The 16,292-nt window shown below is 37.7% G+C and carries 19 protein-coding genes; 14 read left to right on the top strand and 5 right to left on the bottom strand.

Going from position 1 to position 16,292, the window contains the following annotated elements; all coding sequences use genetic code 11:
- The first annotated feature begins 90 nt into the window (after window positions 1-90).
- Window positions 91-1,290, top strand: a complete 1,200-nt coding sequence (locus KYH19_RS19275; protein WP_219076280.1) for a redoxin domain-containing protein — start codon at window positions 91-93, stop codon at window positions 1,288-1,290.
- Between the two features lie 38 nt (window positions 1,291-1,328).
- Here KYH19_RS19275 and KYH19_RS19270 read toward each other — a convergent pair whose 3' ends face one another.
- Complete coding sequence (locus tag KYH19_RS19270; protein ID WP_121284503.1) at window positions 1,329-1,676, bottom strand: hypothetical protein; 348 nt, start codon at window positions 1,674-1,676, stop codon at window positions 1,329-1,331.
- A gap of 119 nt (window positions 1,677-1,795) precedes the next feature.
- Between KYH19_RS19270 and KYH19_RS19265 the strand changes: the two genes are divergently transcribed.
- Together KYH19_RS19265 and KYH19_RS19260 are read left to right on the top strand one after the other, a co-directional pair.
- Window positions 1,796-2,326, top strand: coding sequence for a superoxide dismutase family protein (locus KYH19_RS19265; RefSeq protein ID WP_219076279.1), 531 nt, complete (start codon window positions 1,796-1,798; stop codon window positions 2,324-2,326).
- Window positions 2,327-2,437: 111 nt separating this feature from the next.
- On the top strand, window positions 2,438-2,971 hold the full coding sequence (locus KYH19_RS19260) for a biopolymer transporter ExbD (protein ID WP_219076278.1): 534 nt from the start codon (window positions 2,438-2,440) through the stop codon (window positions 2,969-2,971).
- Window positions 2,972-3,334: 363 nt separating this feature from the next.
- On the opposite strand, the gene dcd is transcribed toward KYH19_RS19260, so the two are convergent.
- Window positions 3,335-3,871, bottom strand: coding sequence for a dCTP deaminase (gene dcd / locus KYH19_RS19255; protein ID WP_219076277.1), 537 nt, complete (start codon window positions 3,869-3,871; stop codon window positions 3,335-3,337).
- Between the two features lie 71 nt (window positions 3,872-3,942).
- Between dcd and KYH19_RS19250 the strand changes: the two genes are divergently transcribed.
- The 5 genes from KYH19_RS19250 (at window position 3,943) to KYH19_RS19230 (ending at window position 6,915) form a co-directional block, all read left to right on the top strand.
- Window positions 3,943-4,590, top strand: a complete 648-nt coding sequence (locus tag KYH19_RS19250; protein ID WP_132399471.1) for a 4'-phosphopantetheinyl transferase superfamily protein — start codon at window positions 3,943-3,945, stop codon at window positions 4,588-4,590.
- An 11-nt stretch (window positions 4,591-4,601) separates the two neighbouring features.
- The gene (gene lipB / locus KYH19_RS19245) at window positions 4,602-5,330 is read left to right on the top strand and encodes a lipoyl(octanoyl) transferase LipB (protein ID WP_219076276.1); all 729 of its coding nucleotides are present in this window, start codon (window positions 4,602-4,604) and stop codon (window positions 5,328-5,330) included.
- 45 nt (window positions 5,331-5,375) lie between these two features.
- Entirely contained in the window at window positions 5,376-6,101 is a 726-nt protein-coding gene (locus KYH19_RS19240) for an SGNH/GDSL hydrolase family protein (protein WP_219076275.1), read from the top strand.
- An 83-nt stretch (window positions 6,102-6,184) separates the two neighbouring features.
- Complete coding sequence (locus KYH19_RS19235) at window positions 6,185-6,520, top strand: CD225/dispanin family protein (RefSeq protein WP_132399479.1); 336 nt, start codon at window positions 6,185-6,187, stop codon at window positions 6,518-6,520.
- Window positions 6,520-6,915, top strand: a complete 396-nt coding sequence (locus KYH19_RS19230; protein WP_132399481.1) for a DUF2752 domain-containing protein — start codon at window positions 6,520-6,522, stop codon at window positions 6,913-6,915. The genes KYH19_RS19235 and KYH19_RS19230 overlap by 1 nt, the downstream gene beginning before the upstream one ends.
- Here KYH19_RS19230 and KYH19_RS19225 read toward each other — a convergent pair.
- Window positions 6,912-7,655, bottom strand: a complete 744-nt coding sequence (locus KYH19_RS19225; protein WP_219076274.1) for an RDD family protein — start codon at window positions 7,653-7,655, stop codon at window positions 6,912-6,914. The two genes, KYH19_RS19230 and KYH19_RS19225, sit on opposite strands and share 4 nt — an antisense overlap.
- 177 nt (window positions 7,656-7,832) lie before the next feature.
- Between KYH19_RS19225 and KYH19_RS19220 the strand changes: the two genes are divergently transcribed.
- The 6 genes from KYH19_RS19220 to KYH19_RS19195 all read left to right on the top strand — a co-directional run bounded on the left by KYH19_RS19220 (window position 7,833) and on the right by KYH19_RS19195 (window position 14,135).
- The gene (locus KYH19_RS19220) at window positions 7,833-8,786 is read left to right on the top strand and encodes a stage II sporulation protein M (protein ID WP_219076273.1); all 954 of its coding nucleotides are present in this window, start codon (window positions 7,833-7,835) and stop codon (window positions 8,784-8,786) included.
- A 1-nt stretch (window position 8,787) separates the two neighbouring features.
- Window positions 8,788-9,672, top strand: coding sequence for a hypothetical protein (locus KYH19_RS19215; RefSeq protein ID WP_219076272.1), 885 nt, complete (start codon window positions 8,788-8,790; stop codon window positions 9,670-9,672).
- Window position 9,673: 1 nt separating this feature from the next.
- Window positions 9,674-10,402 carry a DUF4129 domain-containing protein gene (locus KYH19_RS19210; protein WP_219076271.1) on the top strand — a complete coding sequence of 243 codons (729 nt, stop codon included), beginning with the start codon at window positions 9,674-9,676 and terminating at the stop codon, window positions 10,400-10,402.
- A complete protein-coding gene (locus KYH19_RS19205) occupies window positions 10,399-11,589 on the top strand; it encodes a DUF4350 domain-containing protein (RefSeq protein WP_219076270.1) in 1,191 nt (396 codons plus the stop codon). Before KYH19_RS19210 ends, KYH19_RS19205 begins: the two co-directional genes overlap by 4 nt.
- The gene (locus KYH19_RS19200; RefSeq protein ID WP_132399493.1) at window positions 11,570-12,547 is read left to right on the top strand and encodes a MoxR family ATPase; all 978 of its coding nucleotides are present in this window, start codon (window positions 11,570-11,572) and stop codon (window positions 12,545-12,547) included. The genes KYH19_RS19205 and KYH19_RS19200 overlap by 20 nt, the downstream gene beginning before the upstream one ends.
- A gap of 241 nt (window positions 12,548-12,788) precedes the next feature.
- A complete protein-coding gene (locus tag KYH19_RS19195; RefSeq protein WP_193422836.1) occupies window positions 12,789-14,135 on the top strand; it encodes a DUF58 domain-containing protein in 1,347 nt (448 codons plus the stop codon).
- Between the two features lie 142 nt (window positions 14,136-14,277).
- On the opposite strand, the gene KYH19_RS19190 is transcribed toward KYH19_RS19195, so the two are convergent.
- Entirely contained in the window at window positions 14,278-14,838 is a 561-nt protein-coding gene (locus KYH19_RS19190) for a transposase (RefSeq protein WP_219076269.1), read from the bottom strand.
- Between the two features lie 309 nt (window positions 14,839-15,147).
- Window positions 15,148-16,206 carry a nucleoid-associated protein gene (locus KYH19_RS19185; protein ID WP_219076268.1) on the bottom strand — a complete coding sequence of 353 codons (1,059 nt, stop codon included), beginning with the start codon at window positions 16,204-16,206 and terminating at the stop codon, window positions 15,148-15,150.
- Window positions 16,207-16,292: the final 86 nt, after the last annotated feature.

Raw genomic sequence — 16,292 nt, 5'->3', positions numbered from 1 at the left:
AATATTGCATTAACATAATATAACCTAAAATAACATCTCCGGTAACTTAGTTTAAAATGGGTTTTGCTCAGTTTTGGTAAAACAAAAATGATGAAAGCAATATTTTTTAATCTATTATTATCTGTATGGGCATCTGGTGCATGGGCACAGGGCATTCAGATCAAAGCCGGCGATCAATTTCCGGATATATTGATCAAAAATTTAATCAATTCGCCTGTCAGGTCTATTCAGCCTGGGCAAAAGCAGGATAAGATTTATATCTTAAACTTGTGGGGTACATGGTGTAGTCCATGCATTCCCGAAATGGATATGCTGGCTAAACTACAGTCGCATAATCCCGCAAGCATTCAGGTTATTGGTATTTCTGATGAAAAGCCTTCGAGGCTCCAAAATTACCTGACAAAAAAACCGTCGAAGGTTTGGCTCTGTAGTGATACCACGGGATTTTTTTACAAGCTGTTTGCCTTTGCGTATGTAGGGCAGAGTGCAATTATAAATGCTAAGGGTAAAGTTGTGGCCCTGGTTAGAAGCGATTCGATTAATCAACAAATGATTGATCGGTTAGTAAAAGGATTAGCCGTAAAATCTTCAGCAGAATTTAAAGAGAAACCGGTAAATAACAACAGTGATATTTTTGCTGTTGATTCTACTTTGATCCACAGTTTTACGCTGCGCGGTTATATAAAAGGCCAGCATTCGGGCAGTATGCGGTATACCGACAAAAGTGCTTTCGATGGTCGTAGGATTACCTTTACCAATGCTTCGATGGCTTCCTTGTATAAAGATGCTTATAGTATCGTTTCTGAAAAACAATTGATTTACGAACTCCCCGAAAAAGAAGTTTCCGACTTTGATCACAAGGAAACACTCTATTCTTTAGACTTACTGGTTAAGCCTGAACAAAAGGATAGTTTAATGATTATCCTACGAAGTAAACTTCTGGTATTACTCCCTGTAAAGGCGAGGATAGAATATCGGGTGATGCCTGTTTATGTGCTGATCAGTAAAAATTTTAACCAAAAAGAATCAAATGATGTAAAACTGAGTTATAGTTTTAGTGGACAAGGTTACGATGGGCAAGGTGCTACGTTAGCCAACTTTGCCGACGATTATCTGAGTAATGAATTTAGTTTCCCCGTTGTAGACGAAACAGGTTTATCAAAACGATACAATATCAAAACTGATGTAGCGATGAGAAATAAAGAAGGTATCCTGAAATCGATTAACGATATCGGATTAGACTTGGTTAAACAGGATCGAAAGATGAAAGTTCTGGTTTTTTACAAATAGAAATGGCCCGGTTAACCGGGCCATCTTTAAAATTTTTATTAACTGAATAATTCCTGCTCGTCTCTGTTTTCAGTTGGGATCTTTTTTAAGAAATCGTCAAAAGATGGCCCGTCGTTATCCGAATAGATGCCATAAGCATCTAGTATATATCCAATATTTTTATCCTGATCTTCCAGAAGATACAATACAGAATTATCCGCAGGATCTGAATCTCCTTCAAAGCGGTAGGTTTTAACAATCGTTAAATCCTCAGGTTTGTAAATTTTACCCAACGATTTACTTTGCATCTTACCGTGGTCAGACATTTTTAGTTCGTTATCTTTTCCTTTCAGCCTCAATTTCTCCAGAATTTGACTCAAAGTGTTCATTGCAGTTGGCTGTTCCATAGTTATACGATTTTATAATGATTAAACAAGTGGTATTCGAAATGGTTTTACCAGCATCTGTTTTAGATCAAACTAAATGATTGTCAATGTGTTTAGTATGTAAACTAAATTTTAATAAAATGAAAAAATATCTTTTAAGCATAGCCATTGCAGTCCTTGCCTTTGTAAGCGCCTGTACCAAAACCGACAAAGAAATTGCCCAGGCAACATTAACCGAAACGGCTGATAATACCAAAACCATTGGAACAGCAAAATTTTACGAATTGAGCGATGGGAAAATTAAGATGGATATTGAGATGAATTTTGCTGCACGAGCTGATAGCAATGTTGCTGTCCACTTTCACGAGCATGGCGATTGCGGCAACATGGGCGAAAATACACATGGCCATTGGAATCCAACGAAGGAAGCACATGGAAAATGGGGATCTGCAGCTTACCACAGTGGCGATATCGGCAATATCATGTTGGATAGTAAAGGCCATGCCACACTTTCGGTTACTACCGATAGATGGAGTATAAAAGATGGCGATGTTAAAAATATTATCGGTAGGGGAATTATTGTACATGGCGGTACAGATGATTATACCACACAACCTACAGGCAACTCCGGACCACGAGTGGGCTGTGGTGTTATTGAAGCAGTGAAATAATCTGTATTAAAATGATCGTCATTACTCACCTTTCTTAAGCGGCTAAATTTTTAGCTGCTTTTTTTATGCAATTTGATCAAGGTTGTCATCATCATTAAAAACCTAATCATTATGGCAACTCTAAACGAATCTCAAAGCGGCAAGGCCGTAAAAGGAAGAACCAAAAAAGCAACACCAAAGGTAGATCTTACTGCGATGGTAGACCTGATGTTCTTATTAACTACTTTTTTTATGCTCACCACAACGTTGAGCCAATTAAATGCTGCAGATATTGCTAAGCCAGTTAATGAGCATAATCCTGATCCTGCTCCTTTTCCCGAATCACGCACCATGACCATTGTACTGGGTAAAGACAACAAGGCAGTTTCTTATATGGGGACTATTGAAAAGGCCAATATGAAAGTGATTCCTATGGCAAGTCTCCAAAAGGAAATTGCTTCGAATAAGCTATTGGTGGCAGCTACCCATCAAAACAATCCATCAAAGTATATGATTGTGATCATCAAACCGGGCAAAACGGCTAAGTTCCAGAATTTTGTTGATGCAGTTGATGAAATGAAAATTGCGGATATTAAATCTTATAGCATAGACGATGATCATTTCGACGGGAAAGAGTTATCGTTTATGAAAGTGAATGGCATATAAATTACTGATTTAAATAGATATAAAATGTTTTAGGGCTAAAGAATAAATTGAATATGATAAAGGTCAATTGATTCTTTTTTTTGGAAAGCAATTATAGTAAGTCTTTTAAATGTTCGTCCTGCTCATGCTTTACTCCGTTGCGCTTAGTGTTCGCTTTAATCGGGTTTAGGAATGATGTTTAGTGCCTTGAGAACAGACTGCGAATCATAAACCCGACAGCAGCGGCGGCTCCCGATCCTTCTATCGGGACCACAGCGAATGGCGGGACTACAGACTGCCACAGCATACTGGCTTTCATTTCCAAAAAAAAGAAAAAGATGTCAGTTCAATTGACTGTCGGCTACCAACAGATTAAACAAATTGTTAAAATTTATTCTTCCACATCATGCTTTCTACCGGCCTGGTGGTTTTATTGTTGTACTTAGCGTTACCTTTTGAATTATACATTGTTTCAATTTTACCTTCAACAACAAAATAAATCAATTGGCCGATAGGCATTCCGGCGTAAATTTTTACAGGTTGTGCTACCGATATTTCCAATGTCCAGGTATTACAAAAACCAACGTCACCTTTACCTGCTGTTGCATGGATATCGATACCTAAACGGCCGGTGCTGCTTTTGCCTTCTAAAAAGGGTACGTGCCTGTGTGTTTCGGTGTATTCTACGGTAACACCAAGATATAAAGTACCCGGGTGAAGCACATAGCCATCTTTAGGAATTTCGAAATGTTCGATTTCGTTGTGCGCCTTTGCATCAAGAACGCGGCTTTTATATGTAGCCAGATATTTCCCTAAATGAACATCATAGGAGTTGGTTCCTAAACATTCGCGCTTAAAAGGCTCAATGATGATTGTTCCCTTCTCAATTTCCTCTAATATCCTGCTATCAGATAATATCATTTTTATACGTATTTTTGGCCTAAATTATCATTTATTTAAGATAATTTTGCATGTAATCTCCAATTTAGTCAATGCCAATAATTTACCACAAAAATATTGATCAGCATTCTGTTTTAGCAATTTGGAAAATTGAGGAAACAGAAGAAGAGTTGTTGGCCGGACTGCAGCTTAAGCAGCATGAACATGATATTATTTCATCATTAAACAGTGGCAAGCGGCTACTGCACTGGTTAAGTACGAGGCTGCTGTTGAGAACCATGTTGAATACAACAGAGTATATTGACTGCCAGTTTGATGAACATGGCAAACCCTATCTGGTTAATTTCGATTACCATATTTCATTAAGTCATTCTTATGATTATGCAGCCGTGATGATTAGCAAAGATCATCCTGTTGGCATTGATATTGAACTGATTAAACACAAAATAAAAAGCATTAAACACAAGTTCTTAAGTGATGTAGAACTTGCCCAAAAGCAAATCGGGGATAATACCGATGGCTTATACGTAGCATGGTGTGCTAAAGAGGCCATTTATAAGTGGCATGGCAAAAAAGGACTGGAGTTTAAACAGCATATCCATATTAAACCTTTTAAGTTAAGAAACGAAGGTTCATTAAATGCGTTGGTAGAATTGCCAGCCGGTACGCGGGAGTTAACCATTAATTACTTTAAAACAAAAGACGGTTACATGCTTGGCTATGTAGCCAGCAATTCTTAATATAAACGGAGATGAACGAGACAGTGGAAAAAGCAATTGCAACAGACTTAAAACCAACTATTTTTGCAGACTGGGGCTTAACAGACTACCAGGAAGCCTGGGATAAACAGGAAGATTTGTTAAATAAAACGGTAGCCATTAAAACAGAAAACCGTATAAATAACACGAATAAGCCTACTCCGAACCATCTCATATTTTGCGAGCATCCGCATGTTTATACTCTAGGTAAAAGCGGGCATCCCGAAAATTTATTATTGGATGAGGAGGGATTAAAAGATAAAAAAGCAACCTACTATAAAATAAACCGGGGTGGTGATATTACTTACCATGGCCCGGGGCAGCTGGTAGGCTACCCTATTCTTGATCTTGATAACTTCTTTACTGATATCCATTTATATTTACGTACCCTGGAAGAGGCCGTTATCCTTACTTTAAAAGATTATGGGATAGAAGCGGGACGTTACCCTGGCTTTACCGGGGTTTGGTTAGATGCTGATAATGAAAAGGCTCGTAAAATATGCGCTATGGGCGTGCGCTGCAGTCGCTGGGTTACTATGCATGGTTTTGCCTTTAATGTAAACGTAGATTTAGATTACTTTAAAAACATTGTGCCATGTGGTATTGATGATAAAGCTGTCACCTCTTTAGCAAAAGAATTGGGTTATCAGTTAGATATGGAGGAAGTAAAAGGTAAACTGAAGAACCACATTGCCGGACTCTTTAAAATGCAACTGATTTAATCGGCTGGATAAAACTAAGCCAAACACTACTTCGTAGATTGCCCTATGAAGATTTTATTAAGCGCCATTTTATTTTCTTTCTTAACTTCGGGCTGTACAAAACAAGCACCCATGATTAACGAGCCAGCAATCAATCAAGCCGCAAATGCATCAAGCGAAACAGGAAATTTCACTTATTTAGCCCTTGGCGATTCTTATACGATTGGTGAAGCTGTTAAACAAACAGAATCTTTTCCTTATCAACTTCAAAGCCTATTAAAGAATCAAAACATCAACGTAGCCAATCCTAAAATTATTGCCACTACAGGCTGGACAACCGACGAACTACAAGCTGCCATTAAAAAGGAAAACTTAACCGGCAGCTATAGTTTTGTTACGCTTTTGATTGGCGTAAACAACCAGTATCGTGGTTATCCGATCAGCACATACAAAAAAGAGTTCGCAGAATTGTTACAAACCGCAATTAATTATGCAGGTGGCAATAAAAGCAGGGTTTTTGTGGTTTCTATCCCCGATTGGGGTGTTACCCCTTTTGGTAAAAACTCAGGAAGAAACGTGCAAACCATAGCAAGCGAGATTGATAATTTTAACGCTGCAAACCAGGAAATAACGCTTGCAGCCGGCATAAATTATACGAATATTACTCCAGCCTCCAGAAATGCGACTACAGATATTTCATTAATTGCTGATGATGGCCTGCATCCAAGTGCCAAAATGTATGGCCAATGGGCCGGGGCCTTACTAACAAAAGTGGCCCCTATGTTGAAATAATTAATTTACAATTTATTCCATTTTTGAATTAAAAAAATTACTTTAGTTCAACAATTTAAATTAATAACTTTAAAGTTGATACTATGGAAGATCAAAAACCTCAAGAACAAGCACCTTTCGGGCAACCGCCTTTTGGACAACAACCATTCGGAAATCCTATCCCAAAAAACTGGCTTGTAGAATCAATCCTTGTTACCTTATTCTGCTGCTTACCATTCGGAATAGCTGGTATTGTAAATGCTGCAAATGTAAATAGCAAATATGCTGCTGGCGATTATGCCGGAGCTCAGGCTGCATCTGCTGCTGCCGGAAAATGGACAAAAATCGGCTTTTTTGTTGGAATCGGTGTTTATGTTTTATACATATTATTCTTTGTAGTGCTTGGTTTTGGCGGTGCCATGATGAGTAATTATAGATAATGAAACTACTGTACATCTTAGGATCGATTGTATTGTTATCAATTGTGATAATTTACTATAAATTCAATCCTGAGGTGTACAATTTCTTTCCCGAGTGCCCCTTCCACAAATACCTGCATTTAGATTGTCCTGGCTGTGGTTCGCAAAGAGCTATACACGCCTTGCTTCATTTAAACCTTCAGAAAGCGATGGGATATAACCTGCTGCTTGTACTCAGTTTGCCAATCCTAGTTCTGCACCTATTCTTCAAAATATACACTTATTTCACCAAAAGAAACCTGGTATTGCATTTCTGGTATAATCCAAATACGCCCAAAATAATTTTTGTTATCGTAATGATATTCTGGATTGCGAGAAATTTGCCATATACCCCATTTAAATATCTTGCCGCTTAAATACTCATATTAGCTGTAAGGTGATTATAATCTTTTAATACGGTTTCTAAAAACTGCAACTCGTTCATGCCACTTGGGATGGTTACAACAATATGTTCTTTGGTTTTGGCTGCCATCGTATAAATCAGGTCAGCATTTCCGGTCTGGTAATAACCTGTTAATACTTCATGGATCAGTTCTATATCACGATCGCTTAAATGTAATACTTCTTTAAACATTGGTTCATATTCCTCAGGCAGTTTAAAGCTAAAAGCGACATTGGCAAACGCTGTACGTGGTTTTGTTTTAATCAATGTGGTTTTAGCCAATATATCGCCCAAACGCTGGTGGTTTTTGGTTACCGCTACAGATACCAGTGCCACTACTCCCCATCCAAACGGGAAGCCAAAATCGATCATCCTGAACAACCACCTAAAAATATACTGACTAAAAGTTGGCTGGGTGCCATCTATACTGATTACTTTTATTTTTAACGCCTTTTTACCCAATGTTTGCCCATCCATCGTGATCTCGCAAACCAGGTCGTAAAAAGCAAATATTGCAATGAAAACAAACAGGACAATCATACCTGCACTTCCCGATATACCTATTGAAACTGCGCCCATCACTACCATGGTAATTACAGCAATCACCAGAAATCCGGCCAGGTCAATACACCTTGCGGCGATGCGCTCTCCAAGTCCGGCGATTTCATAATCAATATCAATATTTTGAGCAGTGCTAATTCTGATGCTATCCATATTCCAAACATAATTTTTTTTAAAGATAGTTGGGGTATATCTACGCGTAATTTTTATAACTAAAGTTTTATTAGATATTTAAGCTTAGATGGCATTTGTTTTGCAGGCAAGATTAATCGTGGTTTTATTTACATAAAAAATTAACTATTTTAACGCCAGATTTGGTAACGCCTTTAAATGAGAGAAGCATTATTTGTTAAACAGAATTCGGAGAAATGGCAGCATTATGATTCCATGCGACAAGCCAATCCTGACGAAGTGGCCAATCAGTTTATCGAAATTACCAACGATCTTGCTTACTCAAAAACTTTTTATCCCAACTCGAAAACCACAGCTTATTTAAATGGTTTAGCAGCTAAACTGCACCAATCGGTTTATAAAAACAAAAAAGAGAAATCGAACCGCTTTATCCATTTCTGGAAAACAGAATTGCCTCTTATATTTTTAGCGCACCGGAAACAAGTATTTTATGCTTTGTTTTTTTTCCTGGTTTCCTGCGCCATCGGTGCCTTATCAGCCAAATACGACGATACCTTTGTCCGTTTAATTATGGGGGATAATTATGTGAATATGACCAATGAAAACATTGCCAAAGGCGATCCATTTGGTGTATATAAACAGGATAACCAGTTTATGATGTTTTTGCAGATAGGCTCTAACAACATCTTCGTTGCTTTATATACTTTTGTTTTGGGTATCTTATTTTCATTTGGTTCTATCGTTTCCCTATTCAGGAACGGAATTATGCTCGGCTCTTTCCAATATTTCTTTTTCAGTAAAGGCCTTGGATTTCAATCTGTTCTGGTGATCTGGATCCATGGCACACTCGAAATTTCCGCCATTGTGCTGGCTGGCGCGGCTGGTTTAATTTTAGGCAACAGCTTTTTATTTCCCAAAACCTACACCCGCATGGCATCCATACAAAAAGGGGCAAAAGATGGGTTAAAAATTGTAATCGGCCTGATTCCGATTTTTATTGTCGCTGCTTTTTTCGAAAGTTTTGTTACCCGCCATACCGAAATGCCGTTAGCGCTAAGCCTGTTGATATTGTTATCGTCAGCAGTATTTATGATATGGTATGTATTTATTTATCCTATTAAAATTCAACGTAAACAAGTCACACTAAATTAACATGATCGGGAAATTAGAATTTAGAAAAAAAAGAGATTTCGGACAGGTGATAAACGATACGTTTACCTTTATGCGGCAAAACTTTAAACCGCTGATTAAGGTATATTTTACGTTTTGCGGCTTGTTCGTATTGGCCAGTATGCTTACCATGCTGTTGCAACAATATAAAATGGTTAATATTTTCAATACCATTGGTGTTGAAGGAAATACAAACAAGTTTGGCTTATCATCGGTATATAGCATAGAGTATTTTTTATCCATTTTATTTTCACTGGCCACATATGCCAGTATGAGCGTAGCTATACTTTCTTATATCGCCGTGTACGTAAAAAAGGGGAATGAAACGCCCACTACTGAAGAGGTTTGGGGTTATTTTAAATATTATTTTTTCAGGATTTTTGGCAGTTCGCTTTTATTGATCCTGATGCTCATTATATCTTTTTTCTTCTGTGTTGTACCGTTCTTTTGGCTATTCCCTTACGTAGCCATGATCTTTCCGATTATGGTAATCGAAAATGGTTCGCTGGGTTATTCTTTTACCAGAAGTTTTGCTGTAATCAAAGATAATTTCTGGGTTACTTTTGGAACCCTTATTGTGGTATGGATTATTGTATATGCCTGCATGAGTATGGTGATTTTACCTACCACTTTATTCAATATGATCGGTATGTTTACACATAAAACACCTCGCATGTCGTTAACATTAACCATGATTACCACCGTTTTACAATCCATTTGCCAGGTTTTTACCATTATACCGATCATCACCATTTCACTTACCTATTTCAGTTTGGTTGAACAGAAAGAAAACCCAGGGCTAATGGAACGCATTTCCAATTTTGGCAATACCGAAAAACCTATAGATACCAGACCTGAAGAATATTAAAATGCAACGTATTTTTATCCGATATCTTCTCGTTTCCCTTTTGTTTTTTATTCCGGTAATCAGCAATGCGCAAGCTGTTAAACCGAAAACTATTGTTAAGGAACTCAGGATTGATAGTGCTAAAATTACCCCATCAAAATTTGATAAGGATTCAATTAGCAGTTATAAAGAGCAAAAAGAATTCCAATATGATGAAATTGGCCAGCAGCAGCTTTCCTGGTGGGATAAATTCTGGATGTGGTTTTGGAATCTAATTGGGTCATTGATTCAAGGGGCAACCTCTAACTTAATTTCGAGGTATATTTTTATCGGGCTAGGTATAGCGCTTATCCTTTATATCGTGTTCAAAATCATCGGAGCTGAAAATATATTCAGCAAAAAATCAAAAGAAACCATTCTTCCTTATGATGTAATTACCGAAAACATTCATGAGATCGATTATGAACAGGAACTGCAAAGATTGGTTGCCGAAAGGAAATTCCGTTTGGCAGTTAGGCTTTTGTATTTGAGGGCGCTAAAAAAATTAAGTGATGCCGAAATCATCAATTGGCAACCCGATAAAACCAACTACAATTATTTAATGGAAATCACTAAACCCGAACTCAGAAATGATTTCAGTAAACTTACCCTACAGTTCGATTACATCTGGTACGGCGATTTCCCTATCGATGAGGTGAAATTTGAACCCATTAACCAATCGTTTAACCAGTTTAACAACCAGATTAAATGAAAGGTTATAAAACATATCTGATTATTGGTTCAATCCTGATCCTCCTTTATTTAGTTGCCCAATACAACAAACCCACACCAACAAACTGGGCACCAACTTATGCCATAAAGGATAAAATACCTTACGGAACATACATCTTGTACCATCGGATCAAGGATATTTTACCAAAGGCAACGATCCATCAATCTAAAAGCGCCATTTACAATACTTTAAAGGCTAAAAAATTTAACAGAACAGCATATTTGATCGTTGCCCAAAAAGCAGAGATCAGCAAAACGGATTTCAGCCAGCTGGTTAAATACATGCAGGCTGGTAATGATGCCTTTATTGCCAGTTACGATCTTGGCAAGATAGAGAAGACCCTTAAATTGCAAGCGGTTGGCGCCATATCGGCCGAAGGCAACACACTGAATTTTACCAACCCAAACCTAAAAACTGACGCAAACTATGGTTTCGACAGGGGAATTGGCAGTCAATATTACACTAAACTTGACACCAATAAGGCGACTGTACTTGGTGTAAACGGGGATGGGAAACCTAACTTCATCCGCTACAGTTATGGGAAAGGCAATCTATACCTGATTGCGGAGCCAGGGTTTTATACCAATTTTAACCTATTGGATAAATATGGAGCCGAATACGCAGCCAAAACCCTGAGTTACCTGCAGGGAAATACCCAGATAATTTTTGATGAATATTTTGCCGGACAGGAAAATACCACAACTGATATGCTCAGGGTATTTTTCAAGCATCCCGAACTTAAATTTGCCTATTACCTGAGCATTTTCAGTTTGATTATTTTTGTTTTCTACGATATCAAACGCAGGCAAAGGATTATCCCCATTGCCGATCCGCTTACCAATTCGTCATTGGCCTTTGTTCATGTGGTTGGTAGTGTGTATTATCATGAGCGGAATAACCTCGATATCGCCTTAAAAAAAATCAACTACTTTATGGAACATCTGCGGAGCAGGTATTACCTTAAAACCAATGATATCGACAGCAAATTTGCCCAGTTGTTAATGGAAAAAACAGGGATTAACGAAGCCCTTGCCAAAACGTTAACCAGATATTTTATCGAAATACCTCAAATGGGTAACCTGAGCGATACACAATTGATCAATTTAAACGAAAGCATAGAACAGTTTTATAAAATTACGCAAAGCAATGGAACAAGAACAGTTTAACCCACGTACCGATTTAAGTGCATTAAATGCAGCTGTAAATCAGATTAGAACCGTACTTGGAAATATCATAGTAGGCCAAAAACAGGTGATCGATTTTTTGATTGTTGGTTTACTTGCCGATGGACATATCTTAATTGAAGGCGTTCCGGGCGTAGCAAAAACGTTAAGCGCAAAACTGCTTGCCAAATCAATCGATGCTCAATTTTCGAGGGTACAGTTTACGCCTGATCTAATGCCTTCAGATGTATTGGGTACCCCGATTTTTAATACCAAGGCAGGTGATTTTGAATTCAGAAAAGGTCCGATTTTCGGTAATATTATTCTGGTTGACGAAATTAACCGTGCACCGGCCAAAACCCAATCTGCACTTTTCGAAGTGATGGAAGAACGCCAGGTAACCATTGATGGACAAACCTATATGATGGATGAACCTTTTATGGTATTGGCTACGCAGAACCCGATTGAGCAGGAAGGAACTTACCGTTTGCCCGAAGCTCAACTAGATCGTTTCCTTTTCAAAATTGAGGTTAAATATCCTTCTCTGGAGGAAGAAACGGCAATTTTAACCGCACAGCACACTTTGGTTAACAAAACGTTATTAAACGATGTACAACCGGTATTATCCGTGCAACAGATACAAGAGGCCAGGGCCATTATCCGCAATTTATTTGTTGAGCCGAAGTTATTAGAATTTATCGCCAAAATTGTAACCGAAACCCGCAACAATTCATCCCTTTATTTAGGTGCTTCGCCTAGGGCATCATTAGCCATTGTCCATAGTGCAAAAGCTTTTGCTGCCATCCAGGGCCGCGATTTTGTTACACCGGATGATATCATTGCCGTTGCTAGCCCTGTATTAGCTCACAGAATATTGTTATCTCCTGAAAAAGAAATGGAAGGCTTAACCACAACCGATATTGTAAACCAGATTATTAAAAAAATTGAAGTACCGAGGTAAGTCCACAGTCTTGAGTCTGTAGTCATTAGTCTTAATTACCATTAATAAGTCACCCTGAGCGGAGTCGAAGGGTAATCGATTAACTAAAACAGTTGTCAATTTTCAGTTCGCAGTTTGCAATTAACCGATTTGAACAATTACCAATGATCAAATCACAATATCAAATCCAGCGATCGGGCTAGCAATTGCCATAATACGGTTAACCATTTTAAACAATTTAGCAATTAAACAATCTCTACAATTGAAAAAATTCTTTCAGCAATATTATACCAATCTATTCCTAACTGATCGTTTATTTACGGCCTTAGGCTTCTGTATTGTACTTTTTTTGCTAAAGTTCTTTTTTGCCTGGTTGGGCGATATCCCTGAAATTGCAACTGGAGCGGTAGCTGTTTTGTTTTTTATCGATCTTTTTATCCTCTACCGGAATAGCAAGGGAGTTGAAGTAAAAAGATTTACGTCAAAGCGTTTGAGCAATGGCGATGAAAATCCGATCCAGATTGAAATCGCAAACCGTTATGGTTTTGGGGTAAATGCAAGGGTAATTGACGAAATACCTTTTCAGTTTCAGATCCGTGATAAAGATTTTAGACTTCATTTAAAACCTGCAGAAATAAAATCAATCCATTATAACTTACGACCAACCAAACGTGGTGAATATGATTTCGGATTTATCCGGACTTATATCAGTTCACCGTTGGGCTTAATCAGTCGGCGTTATAATTTCGATGGAGCGAAAGTTCTCCCCGTTTATCCTTCATTTATCAATCTTGGTCAATACGAATTGATGGCCGTTTCGCGCTATTTAACCGAGTTTGGAATCAAAAAAATCAGAAAGGTTGGACAGAGCAGCGAATTCGACCAGATTAAAAATTATGTAGGCGGTGATGATATCCGTACCATTAACTGGAAAGCCACCGCCAGGAAAGGTGGTTTGATGGTGAATACCTATACGGATGAAAAATCGCAGAATATTTATTGCATCATCGATAAATCGCGGGTAATGCGGATGCCTTTCGAAGGCTTAAGTCTGCTCGATTATGCCATCAATGCAAGTGTTGCTTTGTCGAAAGTAGCCATGCTGAAAGAAGATAAAGCGGGTTTAATTACCCTATCCGAAACCATTGGTTCAATAGTACCTGCTGACCGTAAAGCGTCGCAGCTAGGGAGTATTATGAATGTACTGTACAAAGAAAAAACCCGGTATCTGGAAAGTAACTTAGAGGCGCTTTATTCTACTGTACGTTCGGTAGTAAAACAACGCGGACTTTTGGTTTTCTTTACCAATTTCGAAAGTTTATCGGCACTTCAACGCCAGTTACCTTATTTAAAAAGAATCGCTAAGTACCACTTATTGGTGGTTGTATTTTTCGAAAACACCGAACTTAAAGGATTAAGCACCGATCCGGCCAAAGATGTTGAAGGCATTTACCATAAAACCATTGCAGAGAAGTTTATCTACGAGAAAAAACTGATGGTTAAAGAATTGAACAAACATGGCATTTTGGCTATTCTTACCCCGCCACAAAAGCTTACAGTTAATGTAATTAATCAGTATTTGGCATTGAAGGCACAGCAGCGGATATAGTCCACAGTCTTAAGTCCTTAGTCCAAAATAAGCGATTGACAAGAGACCTTATTTCAAAAAACAACAATTGCTAATATTCTGAATTGCTAAAAGAATCAAACTGAAGCACTATCCTCGGTCTGTATCCCCACAAACCGAAAACCTACAAGAGATTTCTATAATCGGTTAAAAATCCATAATTATCAATTCCTGTTTCATAAAACCTGGCAGATGACCATTCGTAATCTTCAGGCCTTTCGCATAACTGCCATCTTTCCTGTAAGGGATTAAGATTGATGTAATCTATTTTCTGTTCAAGTTTATTCTGTGTATCCATAAGAATAGCTAATGGATCTCTTTGCCACAGACGAAAATTTCTTTCTGAATCTGATACTTTAAAATATGGTAATATATCTGGATAATGAACCTTCAAATCCTGAAAAATCTGATGGGAAGTAAATTTATTAAAGCTTGCATGCGGCATTTCTTTTCCATTCGCCTCGACCATCTGCCATACCAAATGCAGGTGATTTGGCATAATTACAAAAGCATAAACAATAATCTTTTTTCTATTGACTAATTCCCTTAAAGCATCAATTACTACTATTTTATACTTGTCGATAGAAAATACCTTCTTCCAATCTTTAACCGTATCCGTCCAAAAATAAACTTCTTTCAAAAGCATCTTTGAATTACGATCTTGTCTGAAAATGTCGTTTTCCATTACTAAAAATAGAAAATTAACTTCAATTTCTTTCAATGAGAATACATACTGACCCTAGTTTGTGTCCTAATAGAAAACTATAACTACTAAGAATTGAAATCCGTTAAATGAAGTCTTGTTTCGTTCTGTGCGGACACAGACCGAGGAATCGGTTTTTTGAAATCAGTCCAAAATCGACACCGCCAAGTCCCCTTGGTCTGTGTCCTCACAGACCAATAACCAATAACTACCAATAATTTAAATCTGTTAAATGAAGAATTTGTTTCGGTCTGTGGGGACACAGACCGAGGAATCAGACTTAGAACTAACCTACTCTTCTTCCCTAAAATACACTTTATAAAAGTTCATTGATTTATCATCGTCGTACCCTTTCTCGATCATGTCTTTGTTGCCGTGGATATAGATGTGAAAGTTCTTATCCAGTTTTAACACGCTTTTATAAGCCCGGGCTTGTTTTTTAACGGCAGATTCGGCGATTTCAAAATGATCCGCTATCGGACTTTCGAACTCTTCTTCGTAGTTTTTCTTATAATTCTTGAACGATTCGATCCCTTCGGCATTACCGATTACCTCATTCCCGAATTCTTCAATATCAAAGGTTTCTTTTTCTTTGAAGTATTTCATTGAACGGTTTAAAAGATCGATTTTATCCGCTTTACTGATTTCATAATCATCATCCAATTTCTGGGTGACAAAGTTTTTGTAAACGCCTAAAACGTTATTGGTTTGGTTATAACTATCGTTCCTGATTTTCAGCTTCAAAAACTCATCCTTCCAATAAACGGCAGCATCGTTGCTGCTTTTCGATTGATCTAAAACCACGACTTTATAGCCTTCTTCTTTGTCTACATTAAAGATCAGGCAGCCCTTATCCAATTTATTAATACTGATGGCCTCCTGCTCGTAGCTCATATTAAAGCCGTCGAGCTCGGGGTAAACCTTTAAGTAAGTATCTTTGGTTTCAGATTTGAAAATCCCCAAAACATCCAGTTGTTCGCCTTCTATCTGCACTTTTTCGAAATAAGCGACATACAATTCACCCGATTTAATTTTTGGGTGGTTGGCTACATCATATAAATATTTGGCCAGTTGCTGCGAGTCTTCATGAAAAAGCGTATTGTTTTCAAAAATCTCATGTGCAAAGTGGAATACTTCGTTCAGCGCTAAATTATCATTGGGATGATAAAAACGATAAACTTCATTAACTTTTTCGAAAGGCTTTAAGAAATACTGCATCAGCAGGTTTCCTAATAGTTCATCTTCAATTTTTAAAGGTGCATCAGATAATTTATAATACTCTTCAACCAGTTTATTACCGGTATGGTGGATGGAAAGTTGCTTAAGCGAAGCCTCGAAAAATGAAATCATGGCAGCAAAAATAACAAAATGATTGGTTAACCTTACTCAAAAATCACATAGCTATTGTTCAACATTCACTCAAATACAGAAATCAT

Origin of the sequence: Pedobacter sp. D749 (genome assembly GCF_019317285.1) — a bacterium.
Taxonomy (GTDB): domain Bacteria; phylum Bacteroidota; class Bacteroidia; order Sphingobacteriales; family Sphingobacteriaceae; genus Pedobacter.
This window is presented reverse-complemented; position numbering and strand designations above follow the sequence as displayed.